Below are 15,545 nucleotides of genomic sequence, written 5' to 3'. Positions count from 1 at the left end.
AGTTATTGATTCAGTAGAGCTTCGGCTCTGCAAAGATCCTTCAAACCCCGGCTTCGGCCGGGGTTTGTCGTTTCAGGGGTGGTGGAAATTGCAGGTCGTGTCTTCCGTCAACGGCTGTCGACAACGGCAGGTAAGGCAGACACCGGTCTCAGAGCCGATCTACAGCCAGTCCCGCAGCTGATAGTAGAGTATGCCCAGCCGCACCAGCGGCGATGAGAACCGGTACGCGCCCGGCACACGCGCCGTCTTCAGTTTCGCGAACAAATCAAATCGTTCACTGTTGCCGGCAACGACATCAGCAAGAATCTGGCCGGCCAGGTGGGTGACGTTGACGCCGTGCCCGGAATAACCCTGCGCGTAGAAAACATTGGCCGCCAGCCGGCCAAACTGCGGAACTCGATTGAGCGGTATGCCCATGCGACCGCCCCACGCATAGTCAATACCAATACCGGCGAGCTGCGGGTAGACGCGCAGCATCTTCGGCAGCAATTTCGCTTTGATAAGCTCAGGATCTTCGCCGAAATAGTTAATGCGCCCACCAAACAGCAGTCGCCGGTCTGTGCTGAGGCGGAAGTATTCAATGACGAAGTTCGGATCACAGATGCCGAGGTCGAGCGGATTGACCGGGCTGTGCATGTTGGCGAGCAGGGGTTCCGTTGCGATGATGTAGCTGTTCACCGGCAGCATAAGGCCGCGTAACTCCCGTGCAACATTGTGGTAGGCATTGCCGGCGACGACGACAAAATCCGCAGAAACGCTGCCGTGTTCCGTTTTGACGGTGGCTCGCCGGCCATGTTCAATAGCCACTACCGGCGAGTGCTCGTAAATTGTGGCGCCGTTGGACGTCGCCGCATGCGCTTCACCGATGCAGAGATTGAGCGGGTGCAAATGGCCGTCGCCGTAATTGATGAGTGCACCCGAGTACAGGGGAGAACCCGTTGCTGCGCGCGTATCCGCTGCCGAGAGCAAGCGAACGTCAAAATCGGGATTGTGCTGTTGCAGGTAGTCGAAGCTTTTTTGCAGTACTTTCAGGTGGCGAGGCTTGAGGGCAACGTCGGCGTATCCGGCTTTCAGATCGCATTCGATGCCGTACTTTTCCACCCGGCTGCGAATAATGTCGTGACCTGCCCAACGCAGTTTCCAAACGAGACGATCAGCGTCGTCGCCGAGCGCATCTCGCAAATGTTGTTCGCCGGATATGCCGGCAATCATTTGGCCGCCATTGCGACCGGACGCGCCCCAGCCAACCTTGTGAGCTTCGACCACCGTTACGTCATAGCCGCGTTCGGCGAGTGCCAGAGCCGTGGAGATTCCGGTGAAGCCCGCGCCGATGACACAAACGTCTGCGCGTTGAGCGCCTTGCAGCGCAGGGTACGCTGTGACCCGATTGGCCGTCGCGGCGTAATACGAACCGGTGTGCTGGATCAATGTCATTGCGGGCTATGGTAAGCGTGTCCTGTTGGTCGCGGCAATTGCTTTCGAAGGCCAGACAAATACGATGCGCGCGAAGAGCGCGACGCAAGACCTGCCACATGATCGAGGCAATGACGTAGCCACATCTGCCCGGCGGCAGCCGGTCGCAATAGCGCGGGTACGGAGTCCGCAAGCATGAGTGCTATCCTCGTCTGACCTGTCCTGGATACACGCAACTCAGGAGTTGCCACTATGTACAGCGCCGCCTTTATCTTCGAACCGGGTGAATACGATGCTGAGTTTCACCGTCTCAACGATCTGATCGACAAAGCGGCGAAGGCCACGGTCGGGTTTCTCGGCACGGAATCCTGGCAGTCCGCTGATGGCAAGGTGCACAACGCAACCTATTACTGGGCGACCCTGGAGGCGCTGGACGAGTTTTCCCGAAATACACATCACCTGGAAGCAAAAAAGCAGTACCGGAACTGGTACAAGGGATACCACATTGTGATTTCGGAAGTGCTCCGGTCTTACGGCGATGGGCGGCTTCCACACCTGACGCCGAACAACCGCAGAACCTGATTGATGTCTGACCGGCCAGTGTTATTCCTGATCGCACCGCGTACACGGCTCCGGAGGCCGACAATTCGTCGCCAGCCCGGGGCTGTCCAGGACCTCAGACCGGCAGCTGAAAGATCAGGGCAAACAACAAACTACTGATGACGCCAGGCGTGAGACGCCGGCTAGTTGAATCCGCAGCCTTATGATTGTCGAGGGCAAACCGGGTCATGACCACTGGTCCGGTGAACGATAGCCGGGGGTGCCCGCGTACATAGGAACGTTCAGGTGGATTGTGTATAGTCTCGCGATGAACCGACGCGCTGCCGCCCTCGTTTTGATTGCTTGCACAGCCTTTCTTGCACTGCAGTTCAGTGGGCTGCACCTGCATCTGCACGCTGCGAATGCCGCGCACTCGGCGGAAGGGAACGTTGCCCATCTGCGCGTAGCCATGACAGATTTTGACGCACACGAATCCGAGGCTGATGTCGACGTTTCGTTGTTCGAGCTTGGCTCCACGGCACAGAAAAGCATGCCGTTCATCGTGGCTCTGGTTGCTGCAGTCCTGCTGCTGCTCTGGACCTACAAAGTTTCCTGGCCGATTCCGGTCAATTCCTTCCGGTTTATGTGCCGGCCGCGCTGGCGACCTTTATTGCGCGCGCCACCTCTCACTCCCTAGGTTCATTTCGTCCGCAATCCGCGACTGATCGACGGTTCAGTCGACGTCGGTTTGCACACAAGCGATACCCATCCGCGAGGATGCAGGGAGTAAATGCAATGTTAATTTCACCTGCGAGGTGCCTGTACGCGGGCATTTTGCTGATAATGTGTGGCAGCCCGGTGTTGGCTCAGTCCAGCGCCGCGCCCGCCGGGATAACCCTCGACAGCGCCATCTCACGGGCGTTGGCGAACAGCCCTGAATTGACCACTTTCGGCTACCAGATCAACGCCCGACAGGGTGATGTCGAACAGGCGGGGCTGCGACCCAATCCGGAACTTATTGTTTCCATAGAGAACGCCGCAGGTACCGGGGAATTCGCCGGTACGGATGGCCTCGAGACTACCCTTAGCATCGGCTGGATACTCGAGCGCAACAAACGACAGTATCGTGTCAATGCGGCTATGGCGGGAGTATCCGCCATGGAGGTTGCGGCAGAGTCCAAACGCCAGGAGGTTGCTGCGCAAACAGCACGCCTGTTCCTGGATAGTCTCGTCGTGCAGCAGCGTATGGAACTGCTGACTTACTCCGTTGCACTTTACGAAGCTGAAGTGGAATTTGCTCGCAAACGGGTCGATGCAGGGCGTTTGCCGAGGATGAATCTGACGCGTTCCCAGGCCACTCTTGAAATGGTCAAACTGGATCTGGAAGACGCAGAGCACGAGTTGCGTACCGCAATTCGCAGGCTGGCCGCTCAGTGGGGAGAACTGCAGCCAGATTTCACGGCGATCAGCGGCGATCTTCGAATCCTGCCGCAACCAGTTGACTACGACGAGTTGCTGGCGCGAGTCGAGAGCAATCCCGAGCTGCTGCAGAATCTGTCAGAAAGCGCATTGCGCGAAGCGGAGTTGCGGCTGGCACAGGCCGTTGCGAAACCCAGTTGGCGCGTGACTGCCGGCATACGGCGGCATGAGCAAACGGACGACGTTGCGCTGGTTGCCGGTGTCATTGTTCCCCTTGCAACAAGTGACCGCAATCAGGGCGGTATCGCTGCTGCACGCGCACGACTCGCCGTCACTAACGCTGAGCGTGAGGCGTTGCAGATCAGGCTGAAGACGCAGCTATTCGCCCTTCATCAGGAGTTGTTGCACAGCCTGCATCAGAGTGGCGCTTTTCGTGACGAGATTATTCCCTTGCTTGAATCTGTCGAGGCAGACATTCAACAGGCACACGAGTCTGGCCGGTACAGCTATCGGGAACTGTGGACAGTCCAGTCAGAACTCGTTGAGGCGCGAATGGCAAGTATCGAGGCGAATGCCAATGCGCATCGCATGGCCATAGAAATTGAACGCTTGATCGGTGCGCCGTTGTCCGCGGCCGGCAAGCCATGAGGAATATCATGAATAAATTAGCAATCAGATACTGGGCCTTGGTTTTTTCGTTGTTGCTTGCCGCCTGTGGCGATGCAGGAACCGGGAGCAATGGTCACGAAGACGAGCATGGACACGGCGAAGAGGCTGCTGCAATGGAGCAAGGTCCGAATGGCGGACGCTTGCTTGAAGACCAGGGTTTTGTGGTGGAGCTCGCGATAGTCGAAGAAGCCGCAGCACCTCAGTATCGAGCCTGGCCCAGCCGCAACTGCAATGCCGTGCCGCCGGCGGATGTACAGCTGCAAGTGAGCCTCAGCCGGCTGGGCGGGCGTGTCGACCAGATCAGCTTCGAGCCAAGTGCGAACTTTTTGCGCAGCACATCACCGGTCGAGGAGCCGCATTCGTTCACCGCAACTGTCAAGGCGAGCTACCAGGGTCGTACGCATGAGTGGACGTTTGACAGCATCGAGGGTCGAACCCGGATAGCACCGGATATCGCCCGCGGATTCAATGTGGAAACCGAGCTGGCCGGTCCGGGGCAGGTTCGCGAAACCATCGGCGTTTACGGGCATATCGAAACGATTCCAGAGCGTGTGAGTGCCGTGATTGCGCGCTTCGACGGTACGGTGCGCGAGGTTGCCGTCGTTACCGGCGAGACCGTGCGTGCCGGGCAAACGCTGGCAACCGTTGAAAGCAACGACAGCCTGAATGTGTACACGGTAACCGCACCGATTGCGGGAGTAGTGACCGAAAGGCAGGTGAATCGCGGCGAACAAACGGCAGGGCGACTGCTGTTCAGGATCGTCGATACCTCACAGGTCTGGGCCGAGTTTTCGTTGTTCCCCGCCGATGTTCAGCAGGTTCGCAAGGGCATGAACGTTACCTTTCAGCCGGTCGGTACGAGTATTTCCGTTACCGGGACTATCGATCGGATCGATGTCACCAGCCAGCCCAACCAGACCGTGCTGGCGCACGCGGTCATCGACAACAGCTCCGGAGCGTTGGTGCCCGGTATGTACCTCGCGGCAGATATAGAAATTGCGAGCCATGACGTTCCGCTGGTTGTCAGGCGCAGCGGGCTGCAAGCCTTTCGTGATTCCACGGTCGTGTTCGCTCATATAGGCGATGAATACGAAGTTCGCATGCTCGATCTCGGCCGGCAGGACAAGGTATGGGTGGAAGTGTTGGGGGGGATAGAGCCAGGGACGCCTTACGTCACCGCGAACAGCTATCTCATCAAGGCCGACATTGAAAAGTCCGGCGCTTCCCACGACCACTGAGGCTGACTCATGCTGAAATTCATAATTGAATCGTCACTGCGTCGGCGAGGCGTGGTGATGACATTTGTACTGGTGTTAATCGGACTTGGCCTCTGGAACTTTGGCCGCCTGCCAATTGACGCATTACCCGATATCACCAACGTGCAGGTCGTGGTGAATACGGAAGCGCCGGGTTACACGCCACTGGAAGTTGAACAGCGCGTAACGTTTCCGCTGGAAAATGCGATGACCGGAATGCCGCACTTGTCCTACACGCGCTCGTTGTCCCGCTATGGCCTGTCACAGATCACCGTGGTCTTTGAAGAAGGCACCGATATCTACTTTGCCCGGCAACAGGTCAGTGAGCGGCTGAGTGCGGCGAAGTCGTCGATACCCGCCAGTCTCGAGCCGGCATTGGGGCCGGTGGCCAGCGGCCTGGGCGAGATTTTCATGTTCACGGTCAACGCAGAGGAAGGAGCGACCAATGCCGATGGTTCGCCGGTAACACCTGCTGACCTGCGTTCCGTACACGACTGGATCATCCGTCCGCAATTGCTGCGTATTTCCGGCGTGGCCGAAGTGAATCCCATTGGCGGTTTCGAGCGGCAGATCGTCGTCTCGCCGGATCCTGCCCGGCTGCTTGCGCACGGACTGACCAGCGAAGACCTGGTGCTTGCCCTGCAACGCAACAATGCCAACCGGGGCGCGGGTTTCATCGAGCACAATGGCGCGCAATGGCTGCTGCGCATACCGGGCCAGGCGGAGTCCATGGACGACTTGCTCGATGTCGTTGTCAGTACCGATTCCGGTATACCCGTGCGCATCCGCGATGTGGCAACCGTCACCAATGGCAATGCCTTGCGTACCGGTGCGGCAACCCAGAATGGCAGCGAAGTGGTCATGAGTACGGTGTTCATGCTGATAGGCGAGAACGCGCGCACCGTGGCCCGCGCGGTCGACGAGAAGCTGGCTGAGATTCAGCCGGGACTGCCGGAGGGGATATCAGCGACAGCTGTTTATGACAGAACGGACCTCGTGAACAAAACGCTGTCCACAGTGCGCACCAACCTCGTCGAGGGCGCCTTGCTGGTCGTGGTCGTGCTGTTCCTGTTCCTCGGCAATGTGCGTGCGGCCCTGCTGACCGCAGCGGTCATTCCGATCGCAATGCTGATGACCATTACCGGCATGGTGCAGACCAGGGTCAGCGCCAATCTGATGAGCCTTGGCGCGTTGGATTTCGGCCTGATCGTCGATGGTGCCGTGATTATCGTTGAGAATTGTATGCGACGCCTGAGTGAACAAGGGGCCGTGCAACAGTCCCTGCGCGAGCGGCTGGCAACGGTGTATGACGCAACGCACGAAGTCATCCGGCCTGCACTGTTCGGTGTGTTTATCATTACCGCGGTGTACTTGCCGATCTTCGCGTTGACGGGCGTCGAGGGGAAGATGTTTCACCCGATGGCCATTACCGTGGTGATTGCGCTGGTCAGCGCCATGTTCTTGTCCGTCACGTTCGTGCCGGCGGCGGTTGCGCTCTTGTTTCGTAAGCCGCTTGTGGAAAAAGAGAGCTACATCATCCGGCATTCACGCAATGCCTATCGTCCCGTGGTACGGGCAATGCTGAAACTGCGTTGGCCGGTGGTGCTTTGCGCGGGGCTGATCGTCATCGTCAGTGGCTTGCTGGCCACCCGCCTGGGTACTGAGTTTGTGCCGGAGCTGGATGAAGGCGATATCGCGATGCATGCCTTGCGGATACCCGGAACCTCGCTCGGCCAGGCCGTGCGGATGCAGGAACAACTGGAGGCTGTCGTGCGCGACATGCCGGAAGTGGAGCGGGTCTTTGCGAAGATCGGTACTGCCGAGGTAGCGACGGACGCGGTACCGCCCAGCGTGGCGGACAACTACATCATCATGAAGCCGCGCGACCAGTGGCCTGATCCAAAAAAATCCAAAGCGCAGTTCATCGAGGAACTGGAAGCGATCGTCACGCCGATTCCGGGCAATAACTACGAGTTCCTGCAGCCCATACAAATGCGCTTCAACGAATTGTTGGCCGGTGTCCGTGCACAGCTGGCGGTCAAGGTGTTCGGCGACGACATTGATCAGCTCACATCGCTGGCGAACGAGATTGAATCGGCTATCAGGCGCGTGGACGGTGCAGCGGATGTCATGGTCGAGCAGACGACGGGTTTGCCGGTGCTGACCTTCGAATTGAAACGAACTTCGTTGTCGCGCTACGGCGTGAGTATCGACGAGCTGCAGTCTTTGCTGGCGACTGCGGTTGGCGGCACTGTGGCCGGTATCTTCTACGAAGGTGACCGGCGATTCGACATCGTGGTGCGCCTCTCCGAAGAGGAACGATCCGACTGGGAAGGGCTGGCGAGTCTGCCGGTACGACTGCCCAACGGCAGCTACGTGCGCGTGGGCGAGCTCGCGGAACCGGTCCTGACCACGGGCTACAACCAGATGTTTCGCGAGAACGGCAAGCGCCGGGTTGTGGTGACCGCCAACGTTCGTGGCCGCGATCTCGGTTCGTTCGTCAGCGACGTGCAGGAATCCGTCCGCCAGAACGTCGACATACCCGCGGGTTACTGGGTAGGCTACGGTGGCACGTTCGAGCAACTGGAGTCCGCCACCCGACGCCTTGCCCTGGTCGTGCCACTGACACTCGTCGTCATCATTGGCATGTTAATGATGGCGTTGGGTTCGCTGCGCGATACGGCCGTGATCTTCAGTGGTGTGCCGCTAGCGCTTACCGGTGGAATCGCTGCGTTGTTGTTGCGGGATATTCCATTCTCAATTTCGGCGGCCGTTGGCTTCATCGCATTGTCCGGTGTCGCCGTCCTCAATGGGCTGGTCATGGTCGCGTTCATTCGTGATTTGCGCGCTGGCGGCAAAGCACTGGACGAGAGCATAGTCAGTGGCGCGGTTACGCGCTTGCGTCCGGTGCTGATGACCGCGCTGGTTGCATCGCTGGGTTTCGTGCCGATGGCCTTGAACACGGGAATTGGTTCCGAAGTGCAGCGGCCGCTGGCCACCGTCGTCATCGGCGGGATCGTATCAGCGACCGTGTTGACCTTGCTGGTATTACCGGCGTTGTACCGCATCGTGCATGGCCGTGATGCCGGGCAGCGCACCGCCTGAGCGCAATGGTAAGCAAGCCGCACCGGCGAAGCAGCCGGTGCGGCGCGCAACAGCCAGTGGCCACCGTGAATACTTGCGTGATTGCTGAAGCGGCATTGAACCACGGGCAGCAATTGTCAGTTGCCGGTTCGCCAGGCGATCAATTCAGAGCCCGAACCGGGCGGTGAGATGAACCGACGATCCCTGCGTCGGGCAGGATGCCCCGACGCAGGGTCAGATTGAGATCAGAAGTTGAATCGCAACCCGACGGACGCGAACCACACTTCTTCCGTATCTTCGATGTCGAACCATTCCATTTCGCCGCGAATGGCGAGATTGGGTGATAGGCTGAACTCAAGGCCACCGCCGAATGCGAGGTCGTTGCCCGAATCCTTCTCGCGCAACTGAAAGCCGGAGCCGACCGGTGGTTGGACGAGCGCCGTGACATCGGCGTCCCAGAAAACCAGCCCTGCTTTACCAAACAAGCGGAGCGGGCCGATCGGCGCTGACAGAACGGCCATGACATCGTAGCCGGTCAAGGTGGCATCGATATTGGTCTGAGTCAGATCGAAATTTTGCGAGACGTTGTAATCGCCAAAGTCGTTGTAGCTCGCTTCTATGGCGAAGTTGTCAGTCGCCTGGACGCCGGCGAAAGCTGACCATGACGTTTCGTCATCGTCAAAATTAAGGTCAAACTCGTCGAACTCGGTGTCCACCGACGTGTTGCCCAGCGTTCCTCCCAGGTAAAAGTCGGATTGCGCGACCGCCGGTGCGCCCAGCGTCAGGCCCAGCACTAATGCTGCCAATGATTTCTGCATGTCACTCTCCTGATAACCCAAACCGTGCCTGGTCAGCGACGGTGTGCGTGAGATTGTCGGCGTGACAGGCTGAAGCGAAGCTGAACGGCGGGGACGGGCGCAGGGCTCGCCCGTCCCGAGGTGCAGAGCCAATGTTCAGGAGGGGTGGGTTGCCAGATTGAGCCCACGGCAGATCGCAGCTGCGCTGTACCGGACAGGCTTTGTCTTCATACCGGAAGCGTCGACTGACGAACTCTTGCCAGTCGTTCGTCAAATATCGACCAGGCACCTTCGGCACCGTGCCAGCTTCCAACGGTTGCCGCTTTTGCATACTCGGTGGCGCGGGTTTCAAAAAAGTTGGCGTGTTCCACGCCGTTCAGAATTTCCGTTAGCCAGGGCAGTGGGTGCACTTTCTCGCCGTAGATCGGTGGTAGCGACAATTGTTCAAGTCGCCAGTCAGCGATATAGCGTATATAGCGTTTGACCTCGGCCGGTTCCAGGCCATCGAGCGGGCCCATTTCAAAGGCCAGATCAATAAAGCGGTCTTCGAGCGTTACGACCGTCCGTGCGCAGTCGGCGATGTCATCCCGCACAGAGCGGGTCAACGCGCCTGTCTCTTCGGCAAAAGCATGGAACAGGCGCAACACGCCTTCGCAATGCAGACTCTCGTCACGTACTGACCAGGACACGATCTGGCCCATGCCACGCATTTTGTTGTGGCGCGGAAAATTCAGCAGGATTGCGAAACTGGCGAACAACTGCAGGCCCTCGGTAAAGCCGCCAAACATCGCGAGTGTGCGCAGGATATCGCCTTCATTGGAGACACCGAATTCCTGCATGTAGTCGTGTTTGTCGCGCATGGCTTCGTAGTCCATGAACGCGGCAAACTCACTGTCCGGCATCCCCAGCGTTTCGAGCAGCAGTGCATAAGCGACGATGTGCACGGTTTCCATGTTGGCAAATGCCGCGAGCATCATCTTGATCTCGGTGGGCCGGAACACCCGGGCGTAACGTTCCAGGTAGTTGTCCTGAACCTCTACGTCCGATTGGGTGAAGAACCGAAAAACCTGCGTGAGGAGATTGCGTTCCGCGTCACTCAGGTTGTGCGCCCAGTCTTTGCAATCTTCTCCAAGCGGCACTTCTTCGGGCAGCCAGTGAATCTGCTGTTGTTTGCGCCAGTACTCAATAGCCCACGGATAACGAAACGGTTTGTAGCTCTTGCTGGGGGTCATGAGCCCGGGTAATTCGAGCAGGGCGATCTGCGATTTTTCTTGTGACATTTATGGGTAACTCCAAAGAGGGGTGCCGTCTATTGGCAGGCGAGGCATTCGTCGTAGTTCGACAGGTTGGTCGCAAGAGCGCGTTCCGGCCATTGCTGAGTGTTGTCGGCTTCCACGCCGGCGTAGCCTGCGCGTTGCACGGATTTGGAACGGCAGTAGTAGAGACTCTTGATGCCGCGTTCCCAGGCCAGCCAATGCAGCATGAGCAGATCCCATTTGTGCAGGTCGCTGTTGAGAAAAAGATTCACGGATTGCCCCTGGCATATGCTCGGGGCACGATCTGCGGCGAGGTCGATTACCCAGCGCTGGTCGATCTCGAACGATGTGCGGAACACGGCCTTCTCGTCCTCGTTTAAACATTCGAAGTGCTGGACAGAGCCATCATGCTGGAGGATCGACGCCCAGGTTTCCTCAGTGTCGAGGCCTTTGTGACGCAGCAATTTTTCGAGTTCCGGGTTCTTGACCGTGAACGAGCCGGACAGTGTTTTGTGGGTGTAAATGTTGCCCGGTATCGGCTCAATACACGCGCTGGTGCCGCCGCAGATGATGCTGATGCTGGCGGTCGGCGCAATCGACAGTTTGTGGCTGAAGCGCTCCATAACACCCGCATCCGCGGCGTCTGGGCAGGCTCCCCGTTCCCGGGCGAGCCTGACCGAGGCTTTGTCTGCTTCGGCCCGAAGGTGTTTGAAAACCCGGATGTTCCAGCTTTTCGCGAGCGCGCTTTCGAACGGTATTCCCCGGCCCTGCAGGTAGGTGTGAAAGCCCATAGCACCGAGACCCACGGAACGTTCGCGCATGGCGGAGTATTTCGCATGACTCATGCTGTCCGGCGCATTGACGATGAAATCCTCGAGCACGTTGTCGAGGAAGCGGAATATGTCCTCGACGAACCGCTGGTCCTGCCGCCATTCGTCCCACTTCACGAGGTTGACGGAAGCAAGGCAACACACCGCGGTACGGAGATTGCCGGAACTGTCCCGGCCCGTGGGCAGCAGAATTTCACTGCAAAGATTGGACTGGCGAACTTTCAGGCCAAGCTGCTTCTGGTGATTGGCAAGGTCGCGATTCGCCGTATCCACGAATAACAGGTAGGGCTCGCCGGTTTGCAACCGGGTCTCAAGAATTTTTTGCCAGAGCTCGCGGGCAGATACGGTCCGGACCTCTTGCTGGGTTGCCGGGCTGCGCAGCGAGAACGATCTGCCTTCGCGCACCGCTTCCATGAACTCGTCGGTGATGGCGATGCCGTGGTGCAGGTTGAGGCTCTTGCGATTGAAGTCGCCGGAGGGCTTGCGAATCTCGATGAACTCCTCGATCTCCGGATGGTAGATATCGAGGTAGACGGCCGCCGAGCCGCGGCGCAGCGAACCTTGCGAAATGGCCAGTGTCAGCGAGTCCATAACCCGTACAAACGGAATGATCCCGGACGTCTGGCCGTTGCCCTTCACCGTCTCGCCGATCGAACGAACATCGCCCCAGTAGGTGCCGATCCCGCCGCCGTTGGAGGCCAGCCAGACATTTTCCATCCAGGTGCCGACGATGCCGTCGAGACTGTCCTCGACCGCGTTCAGAAAGCAGGAAATCGGCAGGCCGCGCGCGGTGCCGCCGTTGCTGAGGATCGGGGTTGCCGGCATGAACCAGAGTTTCGACATGTAATCGTAGAGACGCTGCGCATGCTGCTGATCGTCGGCGTAGGCTTTGGCGACCCGCGCGAACAAATCCTGGTAGGACTCGCCCGGGAGCAGGTAGCGATCGCGCATGGTCGCCTTGCCAAACTCGGTCAGCCGTTCGTCGCGGGTTGGATCAGTGTGGATGACGGTCTCAGGCGAGAGCATCACGGGTGGGGTGGTTGTGGAAAGTGCCGGTTGTGCCATGCGATTACCTCTGGTCGTGGTAAACGGGGCACTTGCGAAGGAATCAGCGGCCGGAGGGAACCATTGGGAGCTCAGCCACGAACCCTCCCGGAACACCCCGTCCGATGAGTACGAAGTTGCGGCGGCAGGTCTCCTGACTCACAGCGTTGGCGTTGCGCACCGCCTTCCCGGGAATTCCCAGTGGCATTGTGGTGCGAAACCGCTGTTTACAGTTGCGGGGACAGTTCCGGGATCCTGGCTTTTTTGCCAGTCACCGGATTCCCTTTTCATCGCTAAGCGCGAACCGTCGAACCACTACAGCTTGAGGCAGTTGCCGGACGAATGTCAACATCTTGTGGTTTCAAAAGGTGTCCAAAAGGTGTCAGGTTTATTTTCTTCGGCGCAAGTCGTCAGGTTTGTTTCCGGAAACTGCCGGATGTTGTTTTCGCAGTGGCGGCAGGTCGCCAAGTGCCTGACCTGATCGTGCCCGTTACTTCGTGAGCGGCGCCGGTCAAATTTGCAGACAAGGACAGGCCGCCAACCTCTGGACTTGTCTTTGTCATGGCCAGCAGCCGTTCGTTAGTAGTCGCTCGTGCGCGAAAAATAAACCAGACACCGTTCTAGTCGCCTGAGCGCGGAAAATAAGCCAGACACCAATCTACCGAGTGCCTGCCCTGATCGTGCCGGTTACTTCGTGAGCGGCGCCGGTTAATTTTGCAGACGAGGACAGGTCGCCAACCACTGGACTTGTCTTTGTCATGGTCAGCGGCCGTTCGTCAACGGTCGCCTGAGCGCGGAAAATAAGCCAGACACTGATCCACAGGCCACCAGGCCACCCGATCCACCGCTCTAACAGCTGTTTCTCACAGAAGAGAGCATGGTTTCGCTGTGCTTTGTATTGCGAATGATTCGCATTTTCGTTATCGTTCGTATCCTTACACTGCCCGCAACATCTCCAGAGGTTTCCACGATGCACCACCCCCTTCGCAGCACCGCCCGCGCCGGCGGCGTACTGATGCTGCTGACCGGCATGCCATTATTTGCTCAGGACCTGGCGGCAAGCGGCGCGAGCGAGCCGCTCGACAACGTCACCATCATCGGCCACCGCCGCGATGTCAGTGACATTCCGGGCTCCGCACACGTCGTCGACAACGAGGAGCTCAATGCCTTCATGCAGTCGGATGTCATGCGCGTGCTGCGCACGGTCCCGGGTGTCTACGTGCAAGAAGAGGACGGTTTCGGCCTGCGGCCGAACATCGGTATTCGTGGTTCGGGTCTGGATCGCAGTGCACGCATCGCGCTGCTTGAAGATGGCGTTCTGATCGCACCGGCACCGTACGCGGCATCGTCGGCCTATTACTTTCCGACTCAGCGGCGCATGCACGCCGTGGAAGTGCTGAAAGGTCCGGCCGCGATTACCGTGGGTCCGCGCACGACAGGCGGTGCCATTAACCTGATTTCAACACCGATTCCGGACGAGCTGTCCGCGAATATCGATCTCCGGCTGGGCCAGAATGACAGCGTGGATGCTCACCTGAATGCCGGCAACCGCGGCGAACGATTTTCGTGGCTGGTTGAAACCGTGCAGAGCGTGAGTGATGGCTTCAAGACTATCGATGGGCCGGCTGGCAACGAGACCGGCTTCGACATCGAGGATTACATGGTCAAGCTGCAGTTCGACAGCGACCCGAATGCGCGCCTAAACCAGAGCCTGCGGCTGAAGGCCGGCTACACGGACCAGGTGTCGGACGAAACCTACCTTGGACTGACTGAAGCTGACGTTGCGGCAGACCCTAATCGACGTTACGCCGCGTCGGCCGGCGATCGCTTCCTTGGTGAACACGAACAGCTGCAACTAAGTTACCTCGTTGACAACGACGGTCCGTGGCGCGCCGAAGTGACGGCTTACCGCAATAACTTCGCACGCAACTGGTTCAAGCTTCAATCCGTTAATGGTGCCGGTATGTCGTCCGTGCTGGAGGACCCCGTGACCTATGCCACCGAGCTTGCCTACTTACAGGGCACGACCAGCCCCGATGATGCCATCATCAAACGTCACAACAGCCGCGAATACTATTCACAGGGTATTCAAGGCTCGCTTAGCTGGGACCTGAACGTCGGCGATACTGAGATTGCGTTGACTGGCGGCGTGCGCTTGCACGAAGACGAGGAAGACCGTTTGCAGCAGGACGATGGATTCCGCATGCAGGACATGCAACTCGTACAGACCAGCACCGGCGCACCCGGCTCGGCGACGAATCGGGTCAGCGATGCACGGGTGACGGCGCTGTTCCTTACTTCCGAAATTCGCACCGGCAACTGGATATTCGCACCCGGTATGCGCTTCGAAGACATAGATATGACGCGCTACGATTACTCCACCAGCGATCCGTCGCGAGCGCTTGGTCCAACGCAAGTGCGCGATAATTCGGTGTCGGTGGTTATACCGGGCATGGGTGCGCTGTATCGCGTGAGTGATCACTGGCGCCTGCTTGCTGGCGTGCACAAAGGCTTCAATCCGCCAGGCCCAGGCAGCAGCGCGCAGGAAGAGGAAAGCCTGAACATGGAGTTCGGTGCACGTTACGCGAACGACGCGCTGACCTTCGAGTCCATCTGGTTTATCAACGACTATGACAATCTCGTCGGTACAGTCACTGCATCCACTGGCGGCAATGGGCAGATCGGCGATCAGTTCGACGGCGGCGAAGTGACCGTGCAGGGACTGGAGCTGAGTGCAGGCTACACACTTGCAGGACTGGCCAATGGCAGCCTGCAGATGCCGCTCGCGCTGGAATACACGTGGACCCGCGAGGCGGAGTTCCACAATGCGTTTGAAAGTGGTTTCGAACCCTGGGGCGATGTCGCCGTAGGCGATGAACTGCCTTACATCCCGGAACACCAGCTCAGACTCACGGCGGGCCTCGAAGCCGACAAACTGGGCGTGAATCTCGCCGCGAACTACGTTGGTCGCATGCGTACCGTCGCCGGTCAAGGCGGCTACGCATCGTCCGAGACAATTGATTCACACGTCGTCTGGGACCTGGTTGGTCGCTGGCATTTCAACGACCAGTTTTCGAGCTACGTAAAAGTCGACAACCTGTTCGACGAAACTTACGTGGCCGCGCGGCGCCCCGCTGGTTTGCGTCCGGGCCTGGAGCGTACGGCCTGGGTTGGGTTGAGCTACCGGCTGTAACAGCGCAGGCGGGTTTCTCTGCCAGGAACCCGCCTGTCTTTCTG

At 58.8% G+C, this 15,545-nt stretch carries 10 protein-coding genes and 1 riboswitch; of the genes, 6 read left to right on the top strand and 4 right to left on the bottom strand.

Going from position 1 to position 15,545, the window contains the following annotated elements:
* Nucleotides 1-159: 159 nt before the first annotated feature.
* Nucleotides 160-1,434, bottom strand: coding sequence for an NAD(P)/FAD-dependent oxidoreductase (locus tag BA177_RS16285; RefSeq protein ID WP_068617952.1), 1,275 nt, complete (start codon nucleotides 1,432-1,434; stop codon nucleotides 160-162).
* A 231-nt stretch (nucleotides 1,435-1,665) separates the two neighbouring features.
* Between BA177_RS16285 and BA177_RS16280 the strand changes: the two genes are divergently transcribed.
* The 5 genes from BA177_RS16280 to BA177_RS16260 all read left to right on the top strand — a co-directional run bounded on the left by BA177_RS16280 (nucleotide 1,666) and on the right by BA177_RS16260 (nucleotide 8,402).
* Nucleotides 1,666-1,995: an antibiotic biosynthesis monooxygenase family protein gene (locus BA177_RS16280; protein WP_068617949.1), complete on the top strand. Its 330-nt coding sequence runs from the start codon at nucleotides 1,666-1,668 to the stop codon at nucleotides 1,993-1,995.
* Nucleotides 1,996-2,281: 286 nt separating this feature from the next.
* Nucleotides 2,282-2,650, top strand: a complete 369-nt coding sequence (locus tag BA177_RS16275; RefSeq protein WP_068617947.1) for a hypothetical protein — start codon at nucleotides 2,282-2,284, stop codon at nucleotides 2,648-2,650.
* Nucleotides 2,651-2,748: 98 nt separating this feature from the next.
* Nucleotides 2,749-4,020, top strand: a complete 1,272-nt coding sequence (locus BA177_RS16270) for a TolC family protein (RefSeq protein ID WP_197493172.1) — start codon at nucleotides 2,749-2,751, stop codon at nucleotides 4,018-4,020.
* Between the two features lie 8 nt (nucleotides 4,021-4,028).
* Nucleotides 4,029-5,279 carry an efflux RND transporter periplasmic adaptor subunit gene (locus BA177_RS16265; protein ID WP_068619548.1) on the top strand — a complete coding sequence of 417 codons (1,251 nt, stop codon included), beginning with the start codon at nucleotides 4,029-4,031 and terminating at the stop codon, nucleotides 5,277-5,279.
* Between the two features lie 9 nt (nucleotides 5,280-5,288).
* Entirely contained in the window at nucleotides 5,289-8,402 is a 3,114-nt protein-coding gene (locus tag BA177_RS16260; protein WP_068617943.1) for an efflux RND transporter permease subunit, read from the top strand.
* A gap of 224 nt (nucleotides 8,403-8,626) precedes the next feature.
* Here the strand turns inward: BA177_RS16260 and BA177_RS16255 are convergent, their stop codons facing one another.
* The 3 genes from BA177_RS16255 to BA177_RS16245 all read right to left on the bottom strand — a co-directional run bounded on the left by BA177_RS16255 (nucleotide 8,627) and on the right by BA177_RS16245 (nucleotide 12,329).
* Nucleotides 8,627-9,199 (bottom strand): outer membrane beta-barrel protein, encoded by a 573-nt coding sequence (locus BA177_RS16255; protein ID WP_156762869.1) that lies wholly within the window; start codon nucleotides 9,197-9,199, stop codon nucleotides 8,627-8,629.
* Between the two features lie 206 nt (nucleotides 9,200-9,405).
* Nucleotides 9,406-10,458, bottom strand: coding sequence for a ribonucleotide-diphosphate reductase subunit beta (locus BA177_RS16250; protein WP_068617939.1), 1,053 nt, complete (start codon nucleotides 10,456-10,458; stop codon nucleotides 9,406-9,408).
* A 29-nt stretch (nucleotides 10,459-10,487) separates the two neighbouring features.
* Complete coding sequence (locus BA177_RS16245; RefSeq protein WP_068617937.1) at nucleotides 10,488-12,329, bottom strand: ribonucleoside-diphosphate reductase subunit alpha; 1,842 nt, start codon at nucleotides 12,327-12,329, stop codon at nucleotides 10,488-10,490.
* Nucleotides 12,330-12,435: 106 nt separating this feature from the next.
* Nucleotides 12,436-12,632: riboswitch (cobalamin riboswitch) on the bottom strand.
* Between the two features lie 646 nt (nucleotides 12,633-13,278).
* Here BA177_RS16245 and BA177_RS16240 point away from each other — a divergent pair.
* Nucleotides 13,279-15,501 carry a TonB-dependent receptor family protein gene (locus BA177_RS16240; protein ID WP_068619546.1) on the top strand — a complete coding sequence of 741 codons (2,223 nt, stop codon included), beginning with the start codon at nucleotides 13,279-13,281 and terminating at the stop codon, nucleotides 15,499-15,501.
* Nucleotides 15,502-15,545 lie beyond the last annotated feature (44 nt).

The organism is Woeseia oceani, assembly GCF_001677435.1.
In the GTDB taxonomy this organism is placed as follows: Bacteria; Pseudomonadota; Gammaproteobacteria; order Steroidobacterales; family Woeseiaceae; genus Woeseia; species Woeseia oceani.
The sequence above is the reverse complement of the archived record's forward strand: the minus strand, read 5'-3'. Positions and strand labels throughout refer to the sequence as shown.

Excerpts from the sequence above, each read along its gene's own strand:
- BA177_RS16250 (WP_068617939.1), bottom strand. The coding sequence starts at position 10,458 with ATGTCACAAGAAAAATCGCAGATCGCCCTGCTCGAATTACCCGGGCTC.
- BA177_RS16255 (WP_156762869.1), bottom strand. The coding sequence starts at position 9,199 with ATGCAGAAATCATTGGCAGCATTAGTGCTGGGCCTGACGCTGGGCGCA.
- BA177_RS16285 (WP_068617952.1), bottom strand. The coding sequence starts at position 1,434 with ATGACATTGATCCAGCACACCGGTTCGTATTACGCCGCGACGGCCAAT.
- BA177_RS16245 (WP_068617937.1), bottom strand. The coding sequence starts at position 12,329 with ATGGCACAACCGGCACTTTCCACAACCACCCCACCCGTGATGCTCTCG.
- BA177_RS16260 (WP_068617943.1), top strand. The coding sequence starts at position 5,289 with ATGCTGAAATTCATAATTGAATCGTCACTGCGTCGGCGAGGCGTGGTG.
- BA177_RS16240 (WP_068619546.1), top strand. The coding sequence starts at position 13,279 with ATGCACCACCCCCTTCGCAGCACCGCCCGCGCCGGCGGCGTACTGATG.
- BA177_RS16275 (WP_068617947.1), top strand. The coding sequence starts at position 2,282 with ATGAACCGACGCGCTGCCGCCCTCGTTTTGATTGCTTGCACAGCCTTT.
- BA177_RS16280 (WP_068617949.1), top strand. The coding sequence starts at position 1,666 with ATGTACAGCGCCGCCTTTATCTTCGAACCGGGTGAATACGATGCTGAG.
- BA177_RS16265 (WP_068619548.1), top strand. The coding sequence starts at position 4,029 with ATGAATAAATTAGCAATCAGATACTGGGCCTTGGTTTTTTCGTTGTTG.
- BA177_RS16270 (WP_197493172.1), top strand. The coding sequence starts at position 2,749 with ATGTTAATTTCACCTGCGAGGTGCCTGTACGCGGGCATTTTGCTGATA.